The 20,724-nt window shown below is 53.0% G+C and carries 6 protein-coding genes; all 6 read right to left on the reverse strand.

Annotated elements, in window-relative coordinates:
* A partial coding sequence (locus M0974_RS26970; protein WP_297844362.1) for an RHS repeat domain-containing protein occupies window positions 1–2,434 on the reverse strand: 2,434 nt, incomplete at its 3' end.
* Between the two features lie 271 nt (window positions 2,435–2,705).
* Window positions 2,706–5,522: an RHS repeat domain-containing protein gene (locus tag M0974_RS26975; protein WP_297844364.1), complete on the reverse strand. Its 2,817-nt coding sequence runs from the start codon at window positions 5,520–5,522 to the stop codon at window positions 2,706–2,708.
* A complete protein-coding gene (locus M0974_RS26980; protein WP_297844366.1) occupies window positions 5,519–7,963 on the reverse strand; it encodes an RHS repeat domain-containing protein in 2,445 nt (814 codons plus the stop codon). Before M0974_RS26980 ends, M0974_RS26975 begins: the two co-directional genes overlap by 4 nt.
* 248 nt (window positions 7,964–8,211) lie before the next feature.
* The gene (locus M0974_RS26985; protein WP_297844370.1) at window positions 8,212–12,516 is read right to left on the reverse strand and encodes a SpvB/TcaC N-terminal domain-containing protein; all 4,305 of its coding nucleotides are present in this window, start codon (window positions 12,514–12,516) and stop codon (window positions 8,212–8,214) included.
* Window positions 12,513–17,411 (reverse strand): neuraminidase-like domain-containing protein, encoded by a 4,899-nt coding sequence (locus tag M0974_RS26990; protein WP_297844374.1) that lies wholly within the window; start codon window positions 17,409–17,411, stop codon window positions 12,513–12,515. Before M0974_RS26990 ends, M0974_RS26985 begins: the two co-directional genes overlap by 4 nt.
* A gap of 66 nt (window positions 17,412–17,477) precedes the next feature.
* On the reverse strand, window positions 17,478–20,705 hold the full coding sequence (locus M0974_RS26995; protein WP_367279058.1) for a Tc toxin subunit A: 3,228 nt from the start codon (window positions 20,703–20,705) through the stop codon (window positions 17,478–17,480).
* Window positions 20,706–20,724: the final 19 nt, after the last annotated feature.

Here is a 20,724-nt window from a genome sequence, read left to right on the forward strand (position 1 = left end):
AGCTTGATATATAGCCGCTGCGGTTAAATGCGCGATTCGCCTCCTCTATAGTGTTAATGGGTTCAGCTGCCCGGTTTACAGAGCCGACACCGGATATGAAGCTTGAATGAATCGAAGGGTCGATAGATAGATAGTCTACAGTCATTCCCGCGCCCATGATGATTTCAGATACGTTCTGACTGACGTCTTCAAAGTGAGGTTCGAAGGGTGTGTCGATTAGATGATGCATTCCTTCCTTAAATATATAAAAATAGTCCTCGGTCGATGGTCCTATGCTATTGAATCCGCTCACATGACCTAGATGAGATATTTCATGACCCAAAGTAATAGAGAGATTATTTGAGCGCAATTTCAGTATGTTGATGGCAACTCTGCCGTGAGCATCATTAGTGTCGACTATCCCTAAGGTATCAGGTGATTTCATTCCGACGATTTTTTCATGACCCAGTGGCTCTTGATATTCTCTGACTAAGTCTTTTGTTTTTTGCCAAGTGTCAGCAATGACTCGAGTAACAGAGGGGTATTCGTAGCCGAAATAACTGCGCATGATTGGCGCGCTTTCTTGTGGGTAGGCGTTGATCATGGATAATGAATTTTGATACATGGTTTCAGTTTTATAAAGTCCTAATTTAACTCGGGCTGATTCGCGGTGCCTAAATTCGGCAAGCCCTCTCCATACAATTGAAATGCCTTCATCTTGAAGATCCAGTTCGGTTTTATCACCAATTTCCTTGTATACGTGACCCTCTACTTCAATGTGATGAATAGGCGCGTTGCCTACAAAGCCAAACAGGTTCAACCCTTGTATAGCCCCTGCAGAATCCGGATTAATCCACCGCTGCAACCACGGCGCGTAATACCTGAAGCCGTAGTAATACAACCCTGTCGCATCTCGCTCTTTGCCCGAGTAACGAATGGTTTTGTACTTGGTTTCCAATGTTGACTTGGCCGCCCACCACGCAGTGCCGCCGAATGGGTAGTAGCTCTCATGGCTGAGGATGCCGGCTTGGTCATCCAGTTCAAGAGCGCTTGAACCGAGATGATCGCTGAGGCTGTACCGCAATTGATCGTTAGGGATGTTGGCCGGTTTGTTGGCGACCCAGTGCAGCACCCGCACGTTGTTACTGCCTGCCTGCATGGTGATGACGTGCAGGACTTCTCCGTTAAAATCGGTGCGGATTTCAATACCTGGCAGGTAGCGGACTTCGCAGGTTAGCGTGCGTTTCACGGTCTGAGCGCTACGTACCTTGCGACAACGCTGACCTCCACCGTCGTACACATAAATTTCGCAGTCATCCGGACCGTCATCACGGCTAACCGCTGTGACTTGGCGCAGTTGATTACGAACATCCCAGCTTAATACCTGCCCTCGAATTAATGCTTGAAGATTGCCATTGGCATCAAAGCCCGCAGCAAAATCAGCCTCGCTTTCACTCTCAGGCAGACTCCGATTGCTGTCCAACGCTACGAGCATAGTGCGAGTAAACGACTGCGCGCCCACATGGCGCATTTCCAGCAAATTACCAGCCGCGTCGTAGTCGTAGGTTTGTGTGTAATTAGCCATCTGGTTCGGGTCAGGCGGCAGGCTTTGCCTATCTGGCAAAGCGGATCCATGGCTGGAACCGGTGATAACTTCACGGCCGCTGGCTTCGATTAGTTGATAAAGGCTGTCGTAACGGTAGCGGCTAATCGGTTCGACTTGCTGATTATTAAAATAACGTACAGGCTGCGCGGCATCTTCAATCGTTAATATATTACCTACTGGATCATAGGCGTAGTGCATATCCTGCAGCGTTGATTGGTCCGGATTTTGCGTTGTAAGCCTCAGTAAACGGCCATCGTCATCGTTATACTTAGCTGTTGTAACGACCCCGTTGCCTGCTGTTTCGCATTCTGTCTGGCCGAAAGCGTTGTAGCGAATATCGCTGACAATTAATAAATTGGGTTGGTCAGTTCCGGCCAGTCTCAGATAAGCCGCTTTGAGCTGACCTGAGACGGTATAGATGGACTGTCGGTGGTTACCCATCACATCGAGTTGAGTCAGAGGTTCTCCTATGGGGCCATAGGTTGAAGCCGTGACGTAGTTTTCGCTTTCCAGCAGATTGTTACGTGCCGCGATATCGTCAGGCCAGTCTGCAGCCTCCACTGTCGATAAAAACCGGCGTGTTTCAATGAGGGGTGCGCCGAACACGCTGTATTCCGGGAGCACTAACGTGCCCGCAGGGTCATCATGTCGAATGACCTGTCCGCACTGGTTATGGGCGATTGAGTTAGAACCGCTATCGCCGTAAGTAATGCATTCGGTGATGGATATCGGATGTTCGGTCGCCTGCTCCGTCACTCTGGTTGGGCGAAGGGAGTTGTCGTAGGTTGTCTGCGTTTGGCTACCTCGTCCATCCCACGTTGCCAGCGACTCACCACTTTCGCCAAGCATGTGCAAACACCATCCCGCGTCGACACTTTCCGTCAGAAGGGGTTGACCGGATAAGGTGTGAATCGTGGAGAGATTTGCAGCGTGCCCGCTCGCCCACAAACGCTGATCCCAGTGGGTGATCAACCGGCCCGCGGCGTCATGGCATGAGCGTGTGACTTGCTCTTGAGCTGCTAAGTCAGGCGCTGCGCGACAATAGGCAACCTGGCGAACCGTTAGTTTGCGGGAATCAATCACGGACAGTACGGGTGTCTTATTCATATGTGTTCACTGACTAAGCCCGCAGTAGTTCATTGAAAAGACTAGCGTTAGCCGCCTTGCGTTGGTAAGTTCGATGCAAGCCATGGGCTGCTAGCGCAAGGCTGTCGGCGTTGTTAGACGCTAGTGCGGCTGAGACATAAGTATTACGATTAAATGCCGAAATCGCTTCGTCAACAGTGGTGATGGATTCTGGTCCACAATGAACAGCTGCTACGGCAGCGATGAATTCGGGGATTATCCAGGGTGACATCGATAGGTAGTCGAGCGTTAATCCGGCGCCCATAATAATATCTGAAACAAATTGATGCGGATCGTCATAACGACTGTCTCTATTTACACTCACTAATTTTTTTAGCTTTTTTTCGAATAGATAGAAATAGTCTTCGGTTGAAGGGCCGACGTTTGTGAATCCATGAACATAGGCTAGGTGCGAAACTTCATGGCCTAATGTAACGGTGAACTCGTCGGAATTCAGCGTTTTTAAATTCAGAGCGATACGCCCATGAAAGTCTAATTGGTTAACGAACCCCAAGGCCGAGTCAGATTCTACCCCCACGAACTTTCCGTCGCCCCACGGCCCTTGATATTCGGAGAGTAGGCCACGGGTTTTTCCCCATGTATTGACGACGACCGGAGTGACTTTGGAGTGATCGTACCCGAAATAGCTGCGCATTACCGATGCGCTTTCCTGCGGGTAGGTGTTGATCATGTTCAATGCGTCTTGATAAATACCCTCTGTTTTACTTAACGCTGAACGAACCGTTGCCGCATCGTTAGGTGGGAACTGGTCCAGCCCTCGGGCGATGATCGTATGACCTGCTGACGTCCACCCTTGCTCGAAGATATCATTCATGCCCTCGTATATCCGCCCATCCTTTTCAATATGATGGGCCGGTGCATTACCGACGAAGCGGAATAGATTTAAGCCTTGTATAGCCCCCGCAGGATCTGGATTTATCCACCGCTGCAACCACGGCGCGTAATACCTGGATCCGTAGTAATACAACCCTGTCGCGTCACGTTCCTTGTCGCTATAGCGATTGCTCTTGTAGTTCGCCTCCAGCACCGATTTCGCTGCCCACCACGCAGTACCGCCGAACGGGTAATAGCTCTCTTGGCTGAGAATGTCGGCCTGGTCGTCCAGTTCCAGAGCGCTTGAACCTAGGTGATCGCCGAGGCTGTAACGGACTTGATCGTTTTGGACGTCAGTCGGTTTGTTCGCGGCCCAGTGCAACACCCGTACGCCGTTGCGACTGGCCCGGGCGGTGATGACGTGCAGTGTTTCTCCATTGGGCTCGCAGCGAATTTCCAGTCCAGGCAGGTAACGGACTTCGGAGCTCAACGTACGATTATTCGTCTGAGCGCTGCGTACCTTGCGACAACGCTGGCCGCCGCCGTCGTACACATACGTCTCGGTGTCGTCCGGGCCGTCCCTACGCCTAACCGCAGTGACGTGTTGCAGTTGGTTGCGTGCGTCCCAGCTCAACGATTGGCCGCGAACTAACTCCTGCAGATTGCCATTGGCATCAAAACCGGCAGCAATCTCAGCATCGCTTTCACCCTCAGGCAGACTCCGATTGCTGCCCGATGCGACGCGCATTTTTCGGGTGAACGACTGAGCGCCCACGTGGCGCATTTCCAGCAAATTGCCTGCCGCGTCGTAGTCATAGGTTTGAGTGTAATTGGCCATCTGGTTCGGGTCAGGCGGCAGGTTTTGCAGGTCGGGAAGAGTAGGTCCATGGGATGAACCAGTCTTGACTTCGCGTCCGCTGGCTTCGATTAGTTGATAAAGGCTGTCGTAGCGGTAGCGGTTGATGGGGTCGATTTGCTGGTTGGCGAAGAAGCGGATCGGCTGCGCGATATCTTCAATTTGCAGAAGATTGCCTACCGGGTCGTAGGCGTATTTCAGCTGCTGCAGGGGCGGCTTGCCTGTCACGGCTGAGGTCAGTTCGATCAGTCGGCCGCTGGCTGGGTCGTATGCCGAAGAGGTGACCACGCCATTGCCTGCGGTTTCGCGTTCAACCTGACCAACAGCGTTGTAGCGGATGTCGCTGACCAGCGTTTGATAACCAGCAGCATCGGCCAGCTGCAGGTGTGTTTCTTTCAACTGGCCGGCGACGGTATGTTTGAAGCGTTGGATATTTCCCATGGCATCGGTCTGCGAGATGGGTTCACCGAGTGCATTGAAACGGTATTGGGTGGTTTGGCCGTCAGCATCCAGCAGTGCATCGCGCTCACTTACAGCGACTGGCCAATCGGGCGAGTTAAGACTTAGAGAAAATTGACGGGTTTCAGCCAATGCCGAACCCAGCAAACCGTAATCCGAGAAAAGGTGCGTGCCAGCAGGATCGTCATGCCGCACTAGTTGGTTGCAGGTGTTATGCCCTGTCCCTTGAGCACTACCATAGGTAAACCGCTCGACGACACGTGACTGTTCGGTGATTGCCAGTGGGCGCAGCGAAGCGTCGTATTCCGTCTGGGGTTGGCTGTCGCGACCGTCCCAGGCCATCAGTACCTGGCCAGCTTCGCCAGGCAATACCAGACGCCAACCAGCATCAACACTGTCGATCAAAATGGTCCGGTCGGTAAGCGAATGAACTCTGGATACGTTCGGTCCCCGCTCACTGGTCCAAGCGCGTGCATCCCAACTGGCAGTCGATCGCCCCGCAGGGTCAAACGTGTGCCGGGTTACCCGCTCTTGCTGCTGCAGTTGGGCATCACGCTGACAATAGGCAGTTTGCCTCACCGCCAGGCCGCGTGGTTCGCTAACCGTCAATGACGGCGTCAACGTGTCGTTGCGCATCCTTTGGCTTATGTCGACAATCATCATCGCCGCAAGGCCTGTAGTCGTTTTTGCAATGGCGTCAATGTCGTTGACGTGCTTAAAGGTGCCCTTGCCGCGTTCCTAGCAGGCGTCGCTCCTGTAGGGGTTATTATTTTCGTATGGGGTACTGTCGGTTCAACATCAACGATAAAGTCTGTTTGGTTTAATTTAATTTCTTTACGGACCCGAATAGCTTTTAAGTTGAAGTCTTCCAGTATCCGTAACGTTGTTTTGCCATTAGGTGTTTTGGTAAAGAACGCCGTGAACAGTTCGGCTGATCCACTTTCCAGGTTTTGCGTCTCAGTAAGCGTTGTTTTATTTGTTACGTTGGCGCGCCTGATCATAGAAGGAAGATGGCCGTAGAAATTACTATTTTTCGCGACCACTGAATACTGATGCCGTGCAATGTCATTAGCGAATATTTTTCCAGAGTCCTCGTATTTGAAGTTCTGTTGGAACGACCATTCTTCTTTTTTGAACATATTATAATATTTGCTCGGCTCTACAGCGCGCGGATTTTTGGGGGCGGTCTTGGCGAAAATGTTCAGGACGATTTTGTGGTCGAAGTGGTTTGCAACCTGTTCGGCCCTGCCCTGGGAGGCGGCATCTACAGCCGCTAGATGCTCTGCTAGATTTCCTGTTAAATAAGAAAAAGGCGCATCATTTACGGTGTCTAATGCTTCGGTTGCCGCCGCAGATGATGCGAGTAGGGGTTTAGGGGCAGTGGCGATTGTGGGCACCAACCCTTGTTCATCACGTAACCCAAGAGGTTGGTTGCGGACCATTCTGTAAAAATTAAGTCCGTCAATCGCTCCTCCAGGATCAGGACTGATCCAGCGGTATAGCCACGGTGCGTAATACCTGAACCCGTAGTAATACAATCCGGTGGCATCCCGCTCTTTGCCCGAATAACGGATGGTTTTGTAGTGGGCTTCCAATTCCGATTTGGCTGCCCACCACGCAGTGCCGCCGAACGGGTAATAGCGCTCATGACTAAGAGTTGCGGCTTGGCTGTCCAGTTCAAGGGTGCTTGAACCCAGATGGTCGCTCAGGCTGTAACGCAGGTGGTCGTTGTCAATGCCAGCCGGTTTGTTGGCAGCCCAGTGCAATACCCGCACGCTGTTGTGACCCCTTTGGGCCGTGATGACGTGCAGGATTTCTCCGTTTGCTTCAGTGCGGATTTCCAGCCCCGGGAAATAGCGTACTTCGCAAGTCAGCGTGCGGCTGCCGGTGTGTGCGCTATTCACTTTGCGACAACGTTGGCCGTTGCTGTTGTACACGTAAGTCTCGGTATCGTCTGGGCCGTCATCACGCTTTACTGAAGTGACCTGACGCAGTTGGTTGCGTGCATCCCAGCTCAACGATTGGCCGCGAACTAACTCTTGCAGATTGCCATTAGCATCAAAACTGGCAGCAAAATCAGCGTCGCTTTCACCCTCAGGCAGACTCCGGTTGCTGCCCGATGCGACGCGCATTGTGCGAGTAAACGACTGCGCGCCCACCTGGCGCATTTCCAGCAAATTGCCTGCCGCGTCGTAGTCATAGCTTTGAGTGTAATTGGCCATCTGGTTCGGGTCAGGCGGCAGGTTTTGCACGTCAGGCAGGGCGGGGCCGTGGGATGCGCCGGTTTTAACTTCACGCCCGCTGGCTTCAATTAGTTGATAAAGGCTGTCGTAGCTGTAACGGTCGGTCGGTTCGATTTGTTGGTTGGCGAAGAAGCGTATTGGTTGGGCGGCGTCCTCAATTTGCAGAAGATTGCCTACCGGGTCGTAGGCGTATTTCAGCTGCCGCAGGGGCGGCTTGCCTGTCACGGCTGAGGTCAGTTCGATCAGTCGGCCGCTGGCTGGGTCGTATGCCGAAGAGGTGACCACGCCATTGCCTGCGGTTTCGCTTTCGACTTGGCCGAAGGCGTTGTAGCGGATGTCGCTGACCAGCGTTTGGTCGCCAGCAGCTTCGGCTAATTGCAACGCTGCTTTCTTCAACGGTCCTGCCAGCGTATGGGTAAAACGTTGGCTATTGCCTCCGGCGTCGGTCTGTCCGATGGGTTCGCCTAGGGCATTGAAACTGTATGAGGTTGTTAGGCCATTGGCTTCAAGCAGTGCATCGCGTTCACTCACGGCCAGCGGCCAGTCGGGCAATTGCAGGTCCAGTAAAAATTGACGGGTGTCGGTCAGGGCCAATCCCAGCAAGCCATAGTTCGGTAGATGACGCGCGCCAGCGGGATCGTCATGCCGGACCAACTGATTGCACGTATTGGCGCCCGCGCCCTCGATACCTCCGTAGGTAAATCTTTCGACAGTCTGTGCTTGTTCGGTAATGGTTATTGGACGTAGAAGTGCGTCGTATTCTGTCCGGCGCGTAAGCTCGCGGCCATCCCAAGCCTCCAGCGCTTGGCCGGCGTCACCCAACAATGCCAAACGCCAGCCGGCATCAACGCTGTCGGTCAACAACGGTTGACCGGATACGCTATAAACCGTGGTCAAGTTCGGCTGCTGTGTCTCGCCTGCTTCAGCCCGCGCCCATAGCCGAGTATCCCATTCAGCATTGACCCGGCCTGCGGCGTCATGGCATTGACGAGTGGTTCGCGGCATTGCCAGATCACTGGCGGTATTTCTAAAAAAAACCACGTGCCTTACGGACAATCCCCGACTGTCTCGGACACTCAACGTCGGCGTGTGAATATGCAGGCCAACGTTCATTTTCCGCTTTCAGTCTTGAGCGCTAGCATCTCTTCTTCCGTATCGTTTTCATCCTCGGCAATGGTGTACCAGGTCAAATAAGTTTGTCTGCGCATCCAGCCAGCCGCGGTCAATGTAATGGTCGGACGGCCCAGCGAGTCATAGAACTGTCGGTCGCAATAACCATTCTCGCGAAACGATTGGTCGTTAATGTACGTGGCACTATTGGCGAAGTAGGGCCTGTAAATCCGCACAACCAAGCCTTTATTGTTGTATTCGACCCGTTCGCTGACGCGCCAGCGCGGCGAGGCCGGTACAGTTTTGGGTTTGGCATTTTCAAGTTCCAGCTCACCCTCGATAACTGAGTAAGCGTCGCCGTCTTCAACCAGCTGTCGGGTTTGCAGCGTCCGACCGAACCCGTCGACCGATGCCAGGGCGATGCGTATCTGTTTATCCGGATCACCGGGGTAGCGATCCGCTTGTAGTATTGCGCTGTGGATGGGTTCCCTGTGCTGGACCCAACTGAACGGGTCGTAAAAGCAGGCGGTGGCGTAGTCGCCTAATGCTTCTTGCGCTGCGGTAATGGCAGCACTCGGGCCGCCGCGGTAATGAACGTAACCTTCAAGGGGCTTAAACCCGACGTCGACGCCCAACTCAGTGCCATAAAAACTGGTAGCTCGCAGCATGCCGAAAGCATCGTACGCCGCCTCTTGGGTGTTCTGATTGGGGTCGACGATCCGCCACGGCTGCAAGCTGTGGTAGGAATAAGTCGCGGTGGTGGCGCATCCCGCCGGGTCGGTAGTACGGGTCATGAACAGATGATAGGGATCGTATTCGACCAAGGTTTCGCCGTGGCTGCGCGTGGGTCTGGCGGCGGTAATTTGATAAAAATCTTCGGCCCCGGCGTAGGTGTTGAAGCCTCGTTTGACTGACCACAGGTTTAACCCGTCCTCAGGCAAAAAACTGGGCATTAACTGGTAGCCGACTTCGACAAGCTTGACGACTAATTCCTCGGGCGTCATGACTCGGTCGTAAGCGCTCAGTGCATGGTCATCCAGTTCCGCAGTTTCCGCGTAGTCCGCCAGCGCCTCGAACGTCGCTTCACCGTCGCCGCAATTGATATAGCGCTGGACTGAGAGCCCGGTCAACACTCTGGGCAATTTAGCGAAAGTACCGGTAGGGTCGACAAACCGTTCGTAGGTGACCTCGCTGGGTGGCAGGCTGGCAGCGGGAACGACCATGGCATTACCACGCAGGTGATAGGGCAACCCCAAGCGCCACGTTTGTGGCCGATCAAGGTGAATGGCTTGGGCACGCGACTCGCTGAGGTACACGCACTGCTGCGCATCGTCATGGGACGCTTGCCACCAACTTTGCTGGTATTCGTCGTAGCCTGTTGGCGGTAGGTCGGCAGGCTTTTTTCGGCGTGCGTAATTGACGTTTACGCCATGGGTCAAGCTGCCAAATGCATCCCAGGCCAGGTTTACCGAGTGCTCACACAAGGGGTCATCGGCCTGGCGCTCGTATTGATAACCGATGGACTCCAAGCTTAATGTCAGCATGCGCGCATAACGTTCGTAGGCGCTGAGCGGTTGCAGCTGCCGAACCAGATAGCGCGAACTCTGTACCGAATAGGGCAAGGCGTTGGCATGGTCACCGTCGGCCCCGCTTTCGAGGCCAAAGACCTCTATGCGCAATACTGAGCCGCTAAGGGACCGCGCTATTTCTCTGCGAGTTGCATCGTCGGCATCGGCGATAAGGTGTTCGGTTTGGCTGGCGCTGTCGAAACTACTGAAAAGATGAGGCCCCAACGCCTGAGCGTCCACATCGCAGCGGTTGTAATCAGTAGCCGGTTGCTCAGGATAACGGCCGGTGTGAAACCAGGTCTTGGTCAGAATCGGCGCAGTGAATGACTCGTCTTCCGTCCCACCTGGCTCCGTGTCGGTTTGCAGGAGCAGGCCAAAACCTCGGAATATTCGCTCATGGCCGTCGTAAAAGCCGTGACGATACTGAAAAGTTTGGGTCAGGGTATTTTCGGTGATTTCATCCAGCTGCGTTTGTTGCACCACAACGTGCAAGGGGAATGGCACCTCAGACACCGCCACGGCGCCCGAAGCGTGCAGGGCTTGTTTTTCGTCCAGCCATTCCTGCGCTGAGCTGCGATAGGCCACTGTACCAACTGCGCCCATGTTGTTATTGGTCTGCTGAAGCAAATAGGGTTTGATCTGTGGGTAGTCGAAGCGCCAGTGCCGAGGGCTCATGTGCGGTACCGTCAGGATCAGGCTGGAGCAGCCAAGCCCCTGCAAATCTGCCGTACTTACCTGACAGAAACGGTCGTAACGCACACCTGCCGGCCATTCTCGTGAAACTGCTTGGTCGAAACCATTACCGGCCTGATTCATGAACATCAATACATGATCAGGATTGAGGTACAGCAGATCGGGAGCGCCGGAGCCGTCCATGTCTGCCAGGCGCACGCGCCCGGCATCAAACTCCTCGTAGGTGAACGGCAGGCTGGCGAATAGCCGCCCCTTGCCAAATCGCCCACGCCCCAGATTTGGCCAGAATTTGACTTCGTTGTGACGGATCCGAATCAGGTGTTGCTGACCCGTGCCAAGGAGGTCGCTGAAGGCCACCAATTCCGTGGGGCTGTCGCTCAGTAGGGGCAGGTTGTCGTCATCGTGATTTACGTCAACGCCGGGGGCGAAACCGCCTTTTCGGCGACTGGCATATAAGCGAACGCTGCGGGTGCCGATCAAGGCTAAATCGGATAGTCCGTTTCCGATGAGGTCGGCCATCTGCCCTGAAGGGTTAAAGAATTCCTGAGGGAACGCGGCGAAGGTAGCGAATTTCGACCAACTGCGGTCCGGGTTCAGGGTGAAAAAACCGGCGGTGCCGGGTTGCGCGACTACCCAGTCAAGCCGCCCATCCCCCGTAAGGTCGGTCAACGTTTGGTGCACCGATGTGCGTGAGTCTGTTACCGGAATCAGCGGCAGCTCTTGCCAAGGGCCGTACATGACTGCGTTGCTGTCGGCGACGTTATCGGCACGCAGCGGTTCACGGTACAGCCAGCTTTTATCGCTGCGATAAAGCACCCCGGCCAGGCCGTCACCGAACAGGTCCACAAGTTGATAGCGCTGGTCGTCATTTAGCCCTGGCATTGCCTCAAACTCGGTGAATGTGCCTGCATCGGTGTTGAACTCGTTGTACGCAAACTTCACGGGAGGACGAGACTCCATGGCCCCGCTGGCGTCGTAGGCCTGGCTATGGGCTGCCGCGATCACGTTGTACGTCAAGCCAAGTTGGCGGTACTCCAATAGCAAGCGACCGACCAGTACCGGCGCATCGCCCAGCTCATCCGGAAAGTAGTGAAACATCAGTACCTGGCGGCACAGGCGTAGATCACCCACCTCAAACCCGTAGGCAAACGAGGAGTGGGGATCGCTGCGTATTGGCCAGTCCTCTGGTTCGACTTGCTCGGCATACGTAGGTGTCTGCGTGAGCCCGGTGTTGCGCTCGCCATAGTCAAACAGCAGATCGAAATGCCATTGAAGTGCGCTCAGCGATTGCGCATCCCACAGGTAGAGGAGGGCGTGTTGCTTGAAATTGCCGTAGCGCACACGCGATAAATAACGTTGGGCAACAAAGCTACGCGGATGATTTTCAGGCAGCCCAGCCTCACGCTCGATTTTGTATTCGTAAAGAATATGCTCGCCGTGGGCATTCATGGATTCTTCAAGTAACCATTCGGCGACATGCTGGGTATCCAACGGGTCGGCGATGCGCGAGTTCGGGCCTTTGCCGTATAGGTTTAAACTGCCGTCCGCAGCGTGTATCAGCCAAAAGCCGGGGTCCAGATTGTCCAGTCGCCAATGCTCGATGAGGTCGAAGGCTCCTTCGCGCCGTGCAAAGTGACGAATCACCTGATACGTCGCGCCCAAGGGGTGGCCGTTATAATCCGTGACCTCGGAGTGCTTGATTGCGCCATCGGCTTCGCGCTCTGGCAACCAGACGTCGCCGTTCGGGCCCACGATCACGTCGGCGTCGGTATAGGTGGGTACGCCCTTGGTGGCTCGCCGCGCCACACAGCCGATGCCCACTTTCCATCCAAGACCGAATGGACTGTTGCCTACCGAACTTTGGTAACTGAGCCCAAGGCTGGGTGCATAACCGCGTCCTGGACTGATCGGCAGGCCAATGTCGAAAGAGGCTGCGCCGCTGGTCCCCACTGCCCCCCAACCTTTACCGATGCTTTGAATGGCGCCGCCACCTTTGGGCAGCGACGGTGCGCTGATGACCGGTTGCTGTTGTTGGTCGCTCATGACAGACCATCCTTGGGCCGTTTTTTGCCCGTGATCATTTTTGTATCAGGCGCCGCGCCGCTGCTTTTTGCGGTGTAGCGGATATGCACGATGATGTCGGTGATGGAATCGATCATTTGCCGTTGCGAATCGGGATTGGGGAATGTCAGCGTCCAGCGTGAAATAACCCCAGTGCCCTCGAAGGGCAGATAGCGCTCATCGTCGAAATTGAACACAAATAATCCATCATCATCCACCCCGGTCGACACGGCGATTTGCTGACTGGCGCGCATGTTTTCTTTGAGCGGTGCATCAGTCGCGCCGGTCATTTGCACGGCGTTGTAGCTCTGGGTGAGTGTGGCGCGAATGTCTTGATAAGGGCCGACAGTGACCGGCAACGACACGCTGATGCGTTTGATCCGACGCAGGTAATGGGTGGGGTAATCGGCATCGAGCATGGCTTGAGTGATTTCGAATTCAGCGACACCTTCCTCCGTCAAACGCTCTACCACGGCGTCCCAGCCCTTATTCAGGGTGGGCGGCGCATCGTCGATGGGGACGGGCAACTGTTTGACCGAGACTGTTTTCACAATCTCCAGCTTGCGTTCATTGCGGGTCAGGTAGGCCGCGTCCATCTTCAACAGATTGAGTTTCAGCGACTCCCCGGCGGTCAGGCCCCGGTAAGCGTCATTCCAGCCGCCAGGCTGAATAAAACTGCTGGAGTAGTCGGCAATTTCATACTGCCAACACGCTTGGGCGGCGAGGCACAGGGACAATGTGGCGTCGTAGGCCTGGTAGTAGAAGGTCGAAAATTGGCCATTGAGCCAGCTATAAAGCTGTTTATGGGTGAAACGCTCGGTGGTCAGAAACGTGTACATTTGTTCGGCGTGGGTTTTTGCCATTTTGGCTTGCCGCAATTGAATTTCGGTCACCCTGGTTTGGGCCTCATGGACCGCCAATTGCGCGGTGATTTGCTCGGCTTCCAAATTGGCCTGATCGCGGGCGAATCCCCATTCCTGGCGGCGACGGCGATATTGCTCAACGCGGTCCAGGGCAGTGCTGATAGCAAAACTGTCACTGGCCAGCGCTTGTGAGGCAATAGCGGTCATTTCTGGAATGCCTGCGAGTTGGAAACCGCCGGCGGCGCCTCCTGCGGCCGCGCCTACCGCCATTCCTGCTGTCGCCCCCGCGTGGATACCGACATGGTTAGGGAGGGCTTTGAGGCCAGAAGCAACCATGTAAGCCACAGAACTAGCCCCCTGGGCGATGTGTCCTACCAGGTTAAGCGCCCCTGCAGCGATTTCTGTTGCGCTTACGTTTTCGTCAAATAGCTTTGCGTAGAACTGGGCGCGGGCCTCGACTACCTTTTTGCTGGCTTCCAGGGCTTCTTTGGATTTGGATTCAACCGTTTGTGCCTCCAGTTGCATGTCGATGGCAAATTGAGCGAATTCCCAGACTTGTGCTTGCTGTTTTTCCTGAAAGTCTGCCTGGTCTTTGCGTTCGATCATCGACAGCAAGGTGCTGCCAAATTGAATCAGGGTTTCCACGGCGGCACTGGCCTTGCTGTGCAGGATGGTAAAGCGGTAATGTGGGGTTTCTTGAGCCAGCAGACCGCCGATGCTCGCCCCCACTGCACCGTTGGCGTAAGCCGCGAGCATTGCCCGCGGGTCCAAAGGTGCGGCAAACAGCGGCAGCGACATCGGTTTACCATCCAGTGTCAAATTGTGCCGCAGGTTGTATAAACGCGATTCCAGCGTATCCCAGTGTTTGACCAGTTCCGAATTCATGGGCGGTACGAAATGATCGCTGTCCGCGTCGGCAAGGGTCGGGTCGCGACTAAAGGTGCTCAGGCGCAGGGCAGGCTCTTTGAAACGAATCAGCGCTGTACCGTCATTGGCCGAAGCGCTGATGCGCAAAGTTTGCTCCTGACTTTGTAACTGTGTTTCAAAATCGCGCAGGGACCGGTTAGTGGATGCGGCCAGTTCGCCCAATGCCATGGGCGTCCATTGGCTGACCAGTAGGGTATCCGGACGAGGCCCCAGCAAGTCCAGCACCCGGACGTACCACAGTTTCGCTTCGCCAAGGCTGTCGGGTGTCAATTGTCGATAGGCCATATCGCCTTGGTCGATCAAGTTTTTGATGTAGTGGAAATAAACCGCTTTTTGATAACGCACGGGATGGCTGGCGGCGATACCGTCGGGATCGATAGGCGAGCGCAGGAAATGGTCGAGATCTGCGGTTTCTTCCGGGATCAGTGGACGCACATTCCAGTAGTCAGGAGCGCCATTACTGGCTTTGCGGCCGGGGTCAAAAATGAACCCGAGCCAGAGCTCCGCGTCTTTGAACTGCTGCTCAAGGTTCAAACGGTGTGAAATCATGAACGGTAGATGCAGGAACAGTTCCCAAAAGTACAGACCGTTAGCACCGTTGAAGTCCATTAAGGACGACTGCGTATCGTCGCCAATCGGCGGTTCGGACAGTTGCTGGGTGTCCCAGGACAGCAACGCTTCCAGGGCAATGTTGGCTTTGTTGACCAACTCTTGAGTGAACAACGTGTTCATGCGAATGGGCGCGCGTAATCCATCGGCGGGGTTATCTTTCTTGCTGATAGACGATGCGGAGAAGTCAATGTATTCAGCGATGCCTAGCAGTGGGTCAGTGCGGGTGCTCATCTTGGGCGCTTTTGGATTTGCGCCGACGCTGGATTCGAGCGTGAGCTCTATCTCTGTTGACTTCATCGCGTTACCCAAGAGCACATTGTTGGTTTTGTCTCGGGTACTAACGCCATGGGTTATATAGAACTTTTTAGAGTTGTTTATAAATACTGCATCTTTAAGGATTGGTAGCAGTGTGGTCTTGTCAAATTTGACAGTGGTTTTGTATTGGCTTGGTATTAAAAGTTCGTCATAGCTCGAGGTACCTGTTAGACTTTGGAGGTTGGCATTTCGAGTGTTCATGTCTTTCGGGTAGTTATAAAATTGACTGTAGCGTTGGTTGGCGCCCGCTGGACCTGCGTACGATGCGGTTGCAGCGCCCAGTATATCTACTTCCTCAAGCGATGCCGTTGAAAAATGGGCTATGCCTATGTATAGAGTGGGGGGGTTGTTTTTAAGGGCGTCCACTACGCTGTTCGTTATAAAATGGCCTTCGAGCGTGTGAATTAATTCGTTATCAAGGAAGGTTACGTTAGGCATGATAAAATTATGAAGCTTCTCATTAAGTGGGTCATCAGCCGCTATAAGAGAGAATCTATATATTTCATTTGCAACGGGCACGACGACGGAGGTTAACACATATTCCAGGGTGGATGGAGCCACCAAGCGTCTCAGATAGGGGCCGTCAGGCCCTACTGTAAGTGTAAGTTTGTAACCCATTAGCGCTGTCGCTATATATATTGACAGAGTTTCATTTTCACCTTCTGGACGGGCAAACCCTGCGTCTATAGCAGTCGTCAGTGTGATTTCTGATTTTTGTAAGTCAAGCGTTGGTGTGAAGTGTGTAAGGCTCATGTCGGCGATGCGGTTCTGCCGGCCTGCAAAATTCCAGTTGTCATCAGTGGTTAATTGCGACGTTGTTGTCACTGTTTTGATGCTTATATAGGTATTCAAGGTAAACTGAAAGTTGCCTTTGTTTTGCAAAGCAAATGTCCAGCAGGTTTTCCGCACCCGTGGTTCTTCCACCCCTGCTTCACCGGTCGCAGGAACCGTTCCCGACAGTGGAAATGATGGCGTAAAATTAAAATTTTTATCAATGAACGCAGTATGGAGAAACGCGTAGTACGACAGGCTTCCGTCGGTATCTCCCGACACCAGATGCTCACCCGCGTACATAGCAATGAACAATGAATCGGGTGACCGGCTAACGTCAAAGACAGCAATGGTATTCAAGTCGCGGTCAAGCTGGACGGTGGTGCCTATCGTGTTGGCCGTTGTAACGTCCATGTAGATCTGAGGCGCACTCCAGGAGTTGTCGTATTTTTTGTACGCTATGTTAAATACCAATTTTACGTTAGGGGTTCTTATTAGTTGGGTGGATGTTTCGCTCATGTCGGGTGCAGGGTAAGGAGGTTCTTTATCTGGAATCGTTAAATTTAGCGTTGTTTCTTCTGTGACATAAATCAGGTCCACCCAGGTTGCGAACAGGCGATTGTTAAAAAAAACCGGGCGGATTGTCCTTTCCAGCGTATTGGCGTTAATGCCGATGTCAGCTTTTTCCCAATCAGACCAAGCGCCTGGGGTTGGATTGTCGTGTTTTGGACCCTCAGTACTGCCCTCGCCAATATAGGCACGTTCATTCATATCGACCGTGCGCCAGTAGTGCATGTTTTCAGCGCGAGATTTGCCAATAAAATAATACCTGCCCTCTGCAAACTTATCGCTGTCAATATAACCATTGATAATGGTCAGGTTCGCGACTTCTTCAAAACTGGCCAAGTAAGAGTTTACTGCGTTCTGCGTGGTATCAACGCTAATTTTATTTTGATTAATATCGTTTTCCAGGGTGGAAAAATAGGTCGATTTTTTCAGGCGCAGGTCCGGCGAAATATAAATTTCCGGGTACAGCGCCAGTTGCTGGTTAGCGGCCCATATGGGGTATTGACTGCTGCGGTCGCGCCATTCAACAAACTGTGCTTCATTGGGCCGCAGTGACGCATACCCTGGCTCCATGCCCATCAAGCTGCCATTGATGTATTGCTGAAGGCTGTTGATGGCCGATGCAACCGGACTGGACATCACATCGTTGGACACTTGGTTGTCCAGCAGAAAGAATTCGTATAGATCGTTGGCCGTTTTCAAGCGGTCATTCAAACCCAACTCCAATAATGGCATGTGGTTGGGTATCACCTCGCTTAAGTAGTAAGCTACTAGCGCATCGCGATAGGCTTCGTTGAGCTGGTTTTCTATTAAGTTGGACATGTAGTGTATCCTCAGATACAAACGCTAACTTAGGGTCGAGTTCAACCGGGGGAACGGCCCCGGTGCTTATTGGTGAACAGTGGCCATAACAGCCTCACTCACGGCCTGCCATTCAGCAGCGGTACTGGCCATTGTCAAATCGAGAGCACCTTGTAACGATGCAACGGCCAAGCCGCTTTCCACGCTGGTGTTATGTACGCGGAGTACCCAGTCCACGTGCGCCATGGATGTCGCTACAGGGGTGGGTAGCACTTGAAAGGCTTGCTTGACCTCAGAGACTGTCCAGCCAATCAAGTCCGCCAGTTCACTGGCACAGCGTTGGGTGTGCTCCTCCGGCTCTGCGGCCGTTTGATTAGCCAGTTTTAAATAGTCGAGGAGTCGATCTTCCGGTTGCGCCGATTTGCTGACCCAAGGCACATAGCGGTTAAGCAAGTAGAGAGCGTTTAGGGTTAACGAAGTGGGCAGCGTTTCAAAGTGTGTATCCAGCCAGTGTGGGTTGTTAACGAACGTGCGGAGTCCTTCGCTGCTGATGCCCAGATCTTGAATCAGTGTTGCATTGCGGTGCACCACTATGATTTTTTCGATGAAATCTTCTTTTTCGAACAACGCATTGTAAAGTAGTTCTGTACGCGTGACGCCCGCCCACTGCAGAGCTAAATCGATATAATGCCGAGGTGCGTTGAGAGTTACCAGTAGGTCGCTGATGTAATTCTCCTGAGCGCAATAGTGCTGATAGCGTAGGTCGACTATTTTTTGTATGACCTGATTCAGATAGGGGTAGTTTTTGCCGGTTATACCATCTAGCCCTATTTTGGATTGAGTTAAGCATTCGAGGAGATCAGCGGAAGCGCCCTCGATACTCTCTATGTCTACAAGTCCATATTGGTCGTACGTGCCCTCGAACAGATCAAACCATCTAGTGATCACGGACGCTACCCGCAGTATCGGAAGATTTAATTTGTCATAGTCGCGAGGTTGTAATAGAAAGCCTACAACCTCACCCTGTATGTTGTTTATTATCGGTGACAATATTGAGCGCACCGGTGACACAATTCCACCTTCATCAGCCTGCAGTAATGTCCGCACCGTCGTGGCAGTCCATTGTGTTTCCTTTAGCCAGCTTACTAGCCAATCCAGTTGCATCAAAATGTCCAGGATGTCCGGTACGGCATCAATGGCGTTTTCGTTTATCCCGTTATGTTTGGTCAAGCGGCCTGTGACAACCTGCTTGATGTAGGTGTCTGCGCCTAATAAATGGATCAACCCTCTGCTGTCTTCAACAGACAACCCAAACAACTCGGCAATACGGGCCTGGCGATACAGGGACGATACTACCGGTAGCAAGCGTTTGAGTGGCCGCGATACCGGAGTGCCGGCTTCTGCGGGGCCAATGAATCGGGTCGTATCATCGGCCAGTAAACCGAAGGAGTTTTCTGCGGGCTGCAATCCAAGTCCGGCGCATAACTGTAGAATGGTTTTTTGCGCAGTCGGATCAGGGGCATCAATAGAAAACTCTGCGCCGTCGATAACCAAAGGCGTATCGAACAGTTGTGGATGGTTGAATACCCGGTCAAACAATGGCTTGCGGGTGCCTACTGCGAAAGGCGTAAGGTGGTGCATAAAGGCGGCGAACTCTTCTGCTGTAAGCGTGTACCGTTTGCTCAAATAGCGGTAGACCCCGAGCGCACGCAGTGTATTGATGTTGAGTTCCCACCCAAGGTTATTTTCACCTTCGGAATGAACTGCCGCCATAATCAACGTATCAAGTTCGGCAAATGGTATGCCCATCCATCGCTGCAGGCGGATCATTCGCTGCAAGCGGTCAAAGCGGTTTAATGAGGCGTTAGTCAAGCGCCAGTCAGTGACGTCTTGCTCATCGGTCAGCAAGGCCAAGCCAATGGAGTTATCATTCACGTCAAAATTAATGGTACCGGGGTCACGTCCACCCACACCATTCACGTAAGCAGCGCCGTAGTGCAGGGCTTGAGGGAATATGTAAGTGCCCCCGGCAAATAATTGATTCAATGGTAAACAGTTAGGTGAGCAGGTCGGTGTATAATTTTTTTGAGCGAGTAAGGCTTCTAGCTGTTCGGCAGTTAAACCGGTCTTTTCCAGGAAAGAGCTTGCACGTGTGAGTGCATTGATGTGGACATAAGGTACTGTTACGCCATAGCTGGCTTTGAAAAATTCGATTTGCGGCGGCGTTAATTGATAAACGTCAGGTTCGCTATTGCTGATCGATAGCGTAAGGTTCATCTCGAACAGGCTTCGCGGTGAGTCATCGACTCCGTCTGCTGCTTTGGGGGTGGCTGCTACGAGAATAATGCTGCTGGGGTTAGCATCGTTAAGGTCTGGTAGCGCTGTATCATTATTGTCTGCAGTCACATAATAAATCCTTAGGCTTTTTTCTGCGTTGGATTCGGTCCGTGGGTTAATTATTTTAAAGTATTTATTCCCTTCGAGCTGATAGCCGCTGGATCTAAAGCTAAACTGCGTGGCGGTATCTTTTTCGTTGAATTGCAAAGTGGACCAGCCCAGTGTGGTATTTGTTTTTTCTAGTACAGTCGCTCCCGAAGATAAGCAGCTCTCCGGTTCAGCACGAAAAAAATATCCAACTTCTGTATCGTGGAAGGGGATGAGTGACAATGATCCGGCCGCCTTCCACGCTTTGTCGGAGGATTTTAATAGTTCGCTCCTTGTAATGTAATAAGTTGAGAATATTGTTTTTTCTATCAGCAGATTTTGCTGTTCTGGACTCAAGCCAGACAGCCAACACTGTGCTATTCCGTTCGCTACACTCGGCGCTCCGTATTCGTTACTGGCAACGCCGGAAATGGGCAGCGCTTGGCTGATGCGGTAATACAACTCCCCCAGCGCCGGTTTTTTGCCGGAAAGTCCCAGCATGACCTGTTGATGTTGATAGTTATAAGGAAACAAAAACGGGTGGCGTTTACGCGCAACCAGTTCGTAAACGGTCTTGCCATTATCCGGATGACCTACGGTGTCGACGTACTCTCTGATGCCTTTTTCCAGTACGGTCTTCACGATGTCCAACATGGGAACAGGCGTAAATGTAGTGTGCGGGTCAATCACTAAATCTTTCAAGTCCGGACGTCGTGCGTCCAGCGTGATGCGCTTATTGTCGGCAGGGCTGCCCTCTAGTTGCTGCGTCGCGAATCGATACAAGGATGCCAAGTAAGCGACGGGCGAATCCATTGCTTCGATGGCGCCCACTTTGCAAAACGTGTCCCAGTTTTCCTTGAACAAGTTGGGGAAGCTCGGACCCACTTCCACCAACGAACGGACACCGCTA

This window comes from Pseudomonas sp. (assembly GCF_026224925.1).
Classification (GTDB): domain Bacteria; phylum Pseudomonadota; class Gammaproteobacteria; order Pseudomonadales; family Pseudomonadaceae; genus Aquipseudomonas.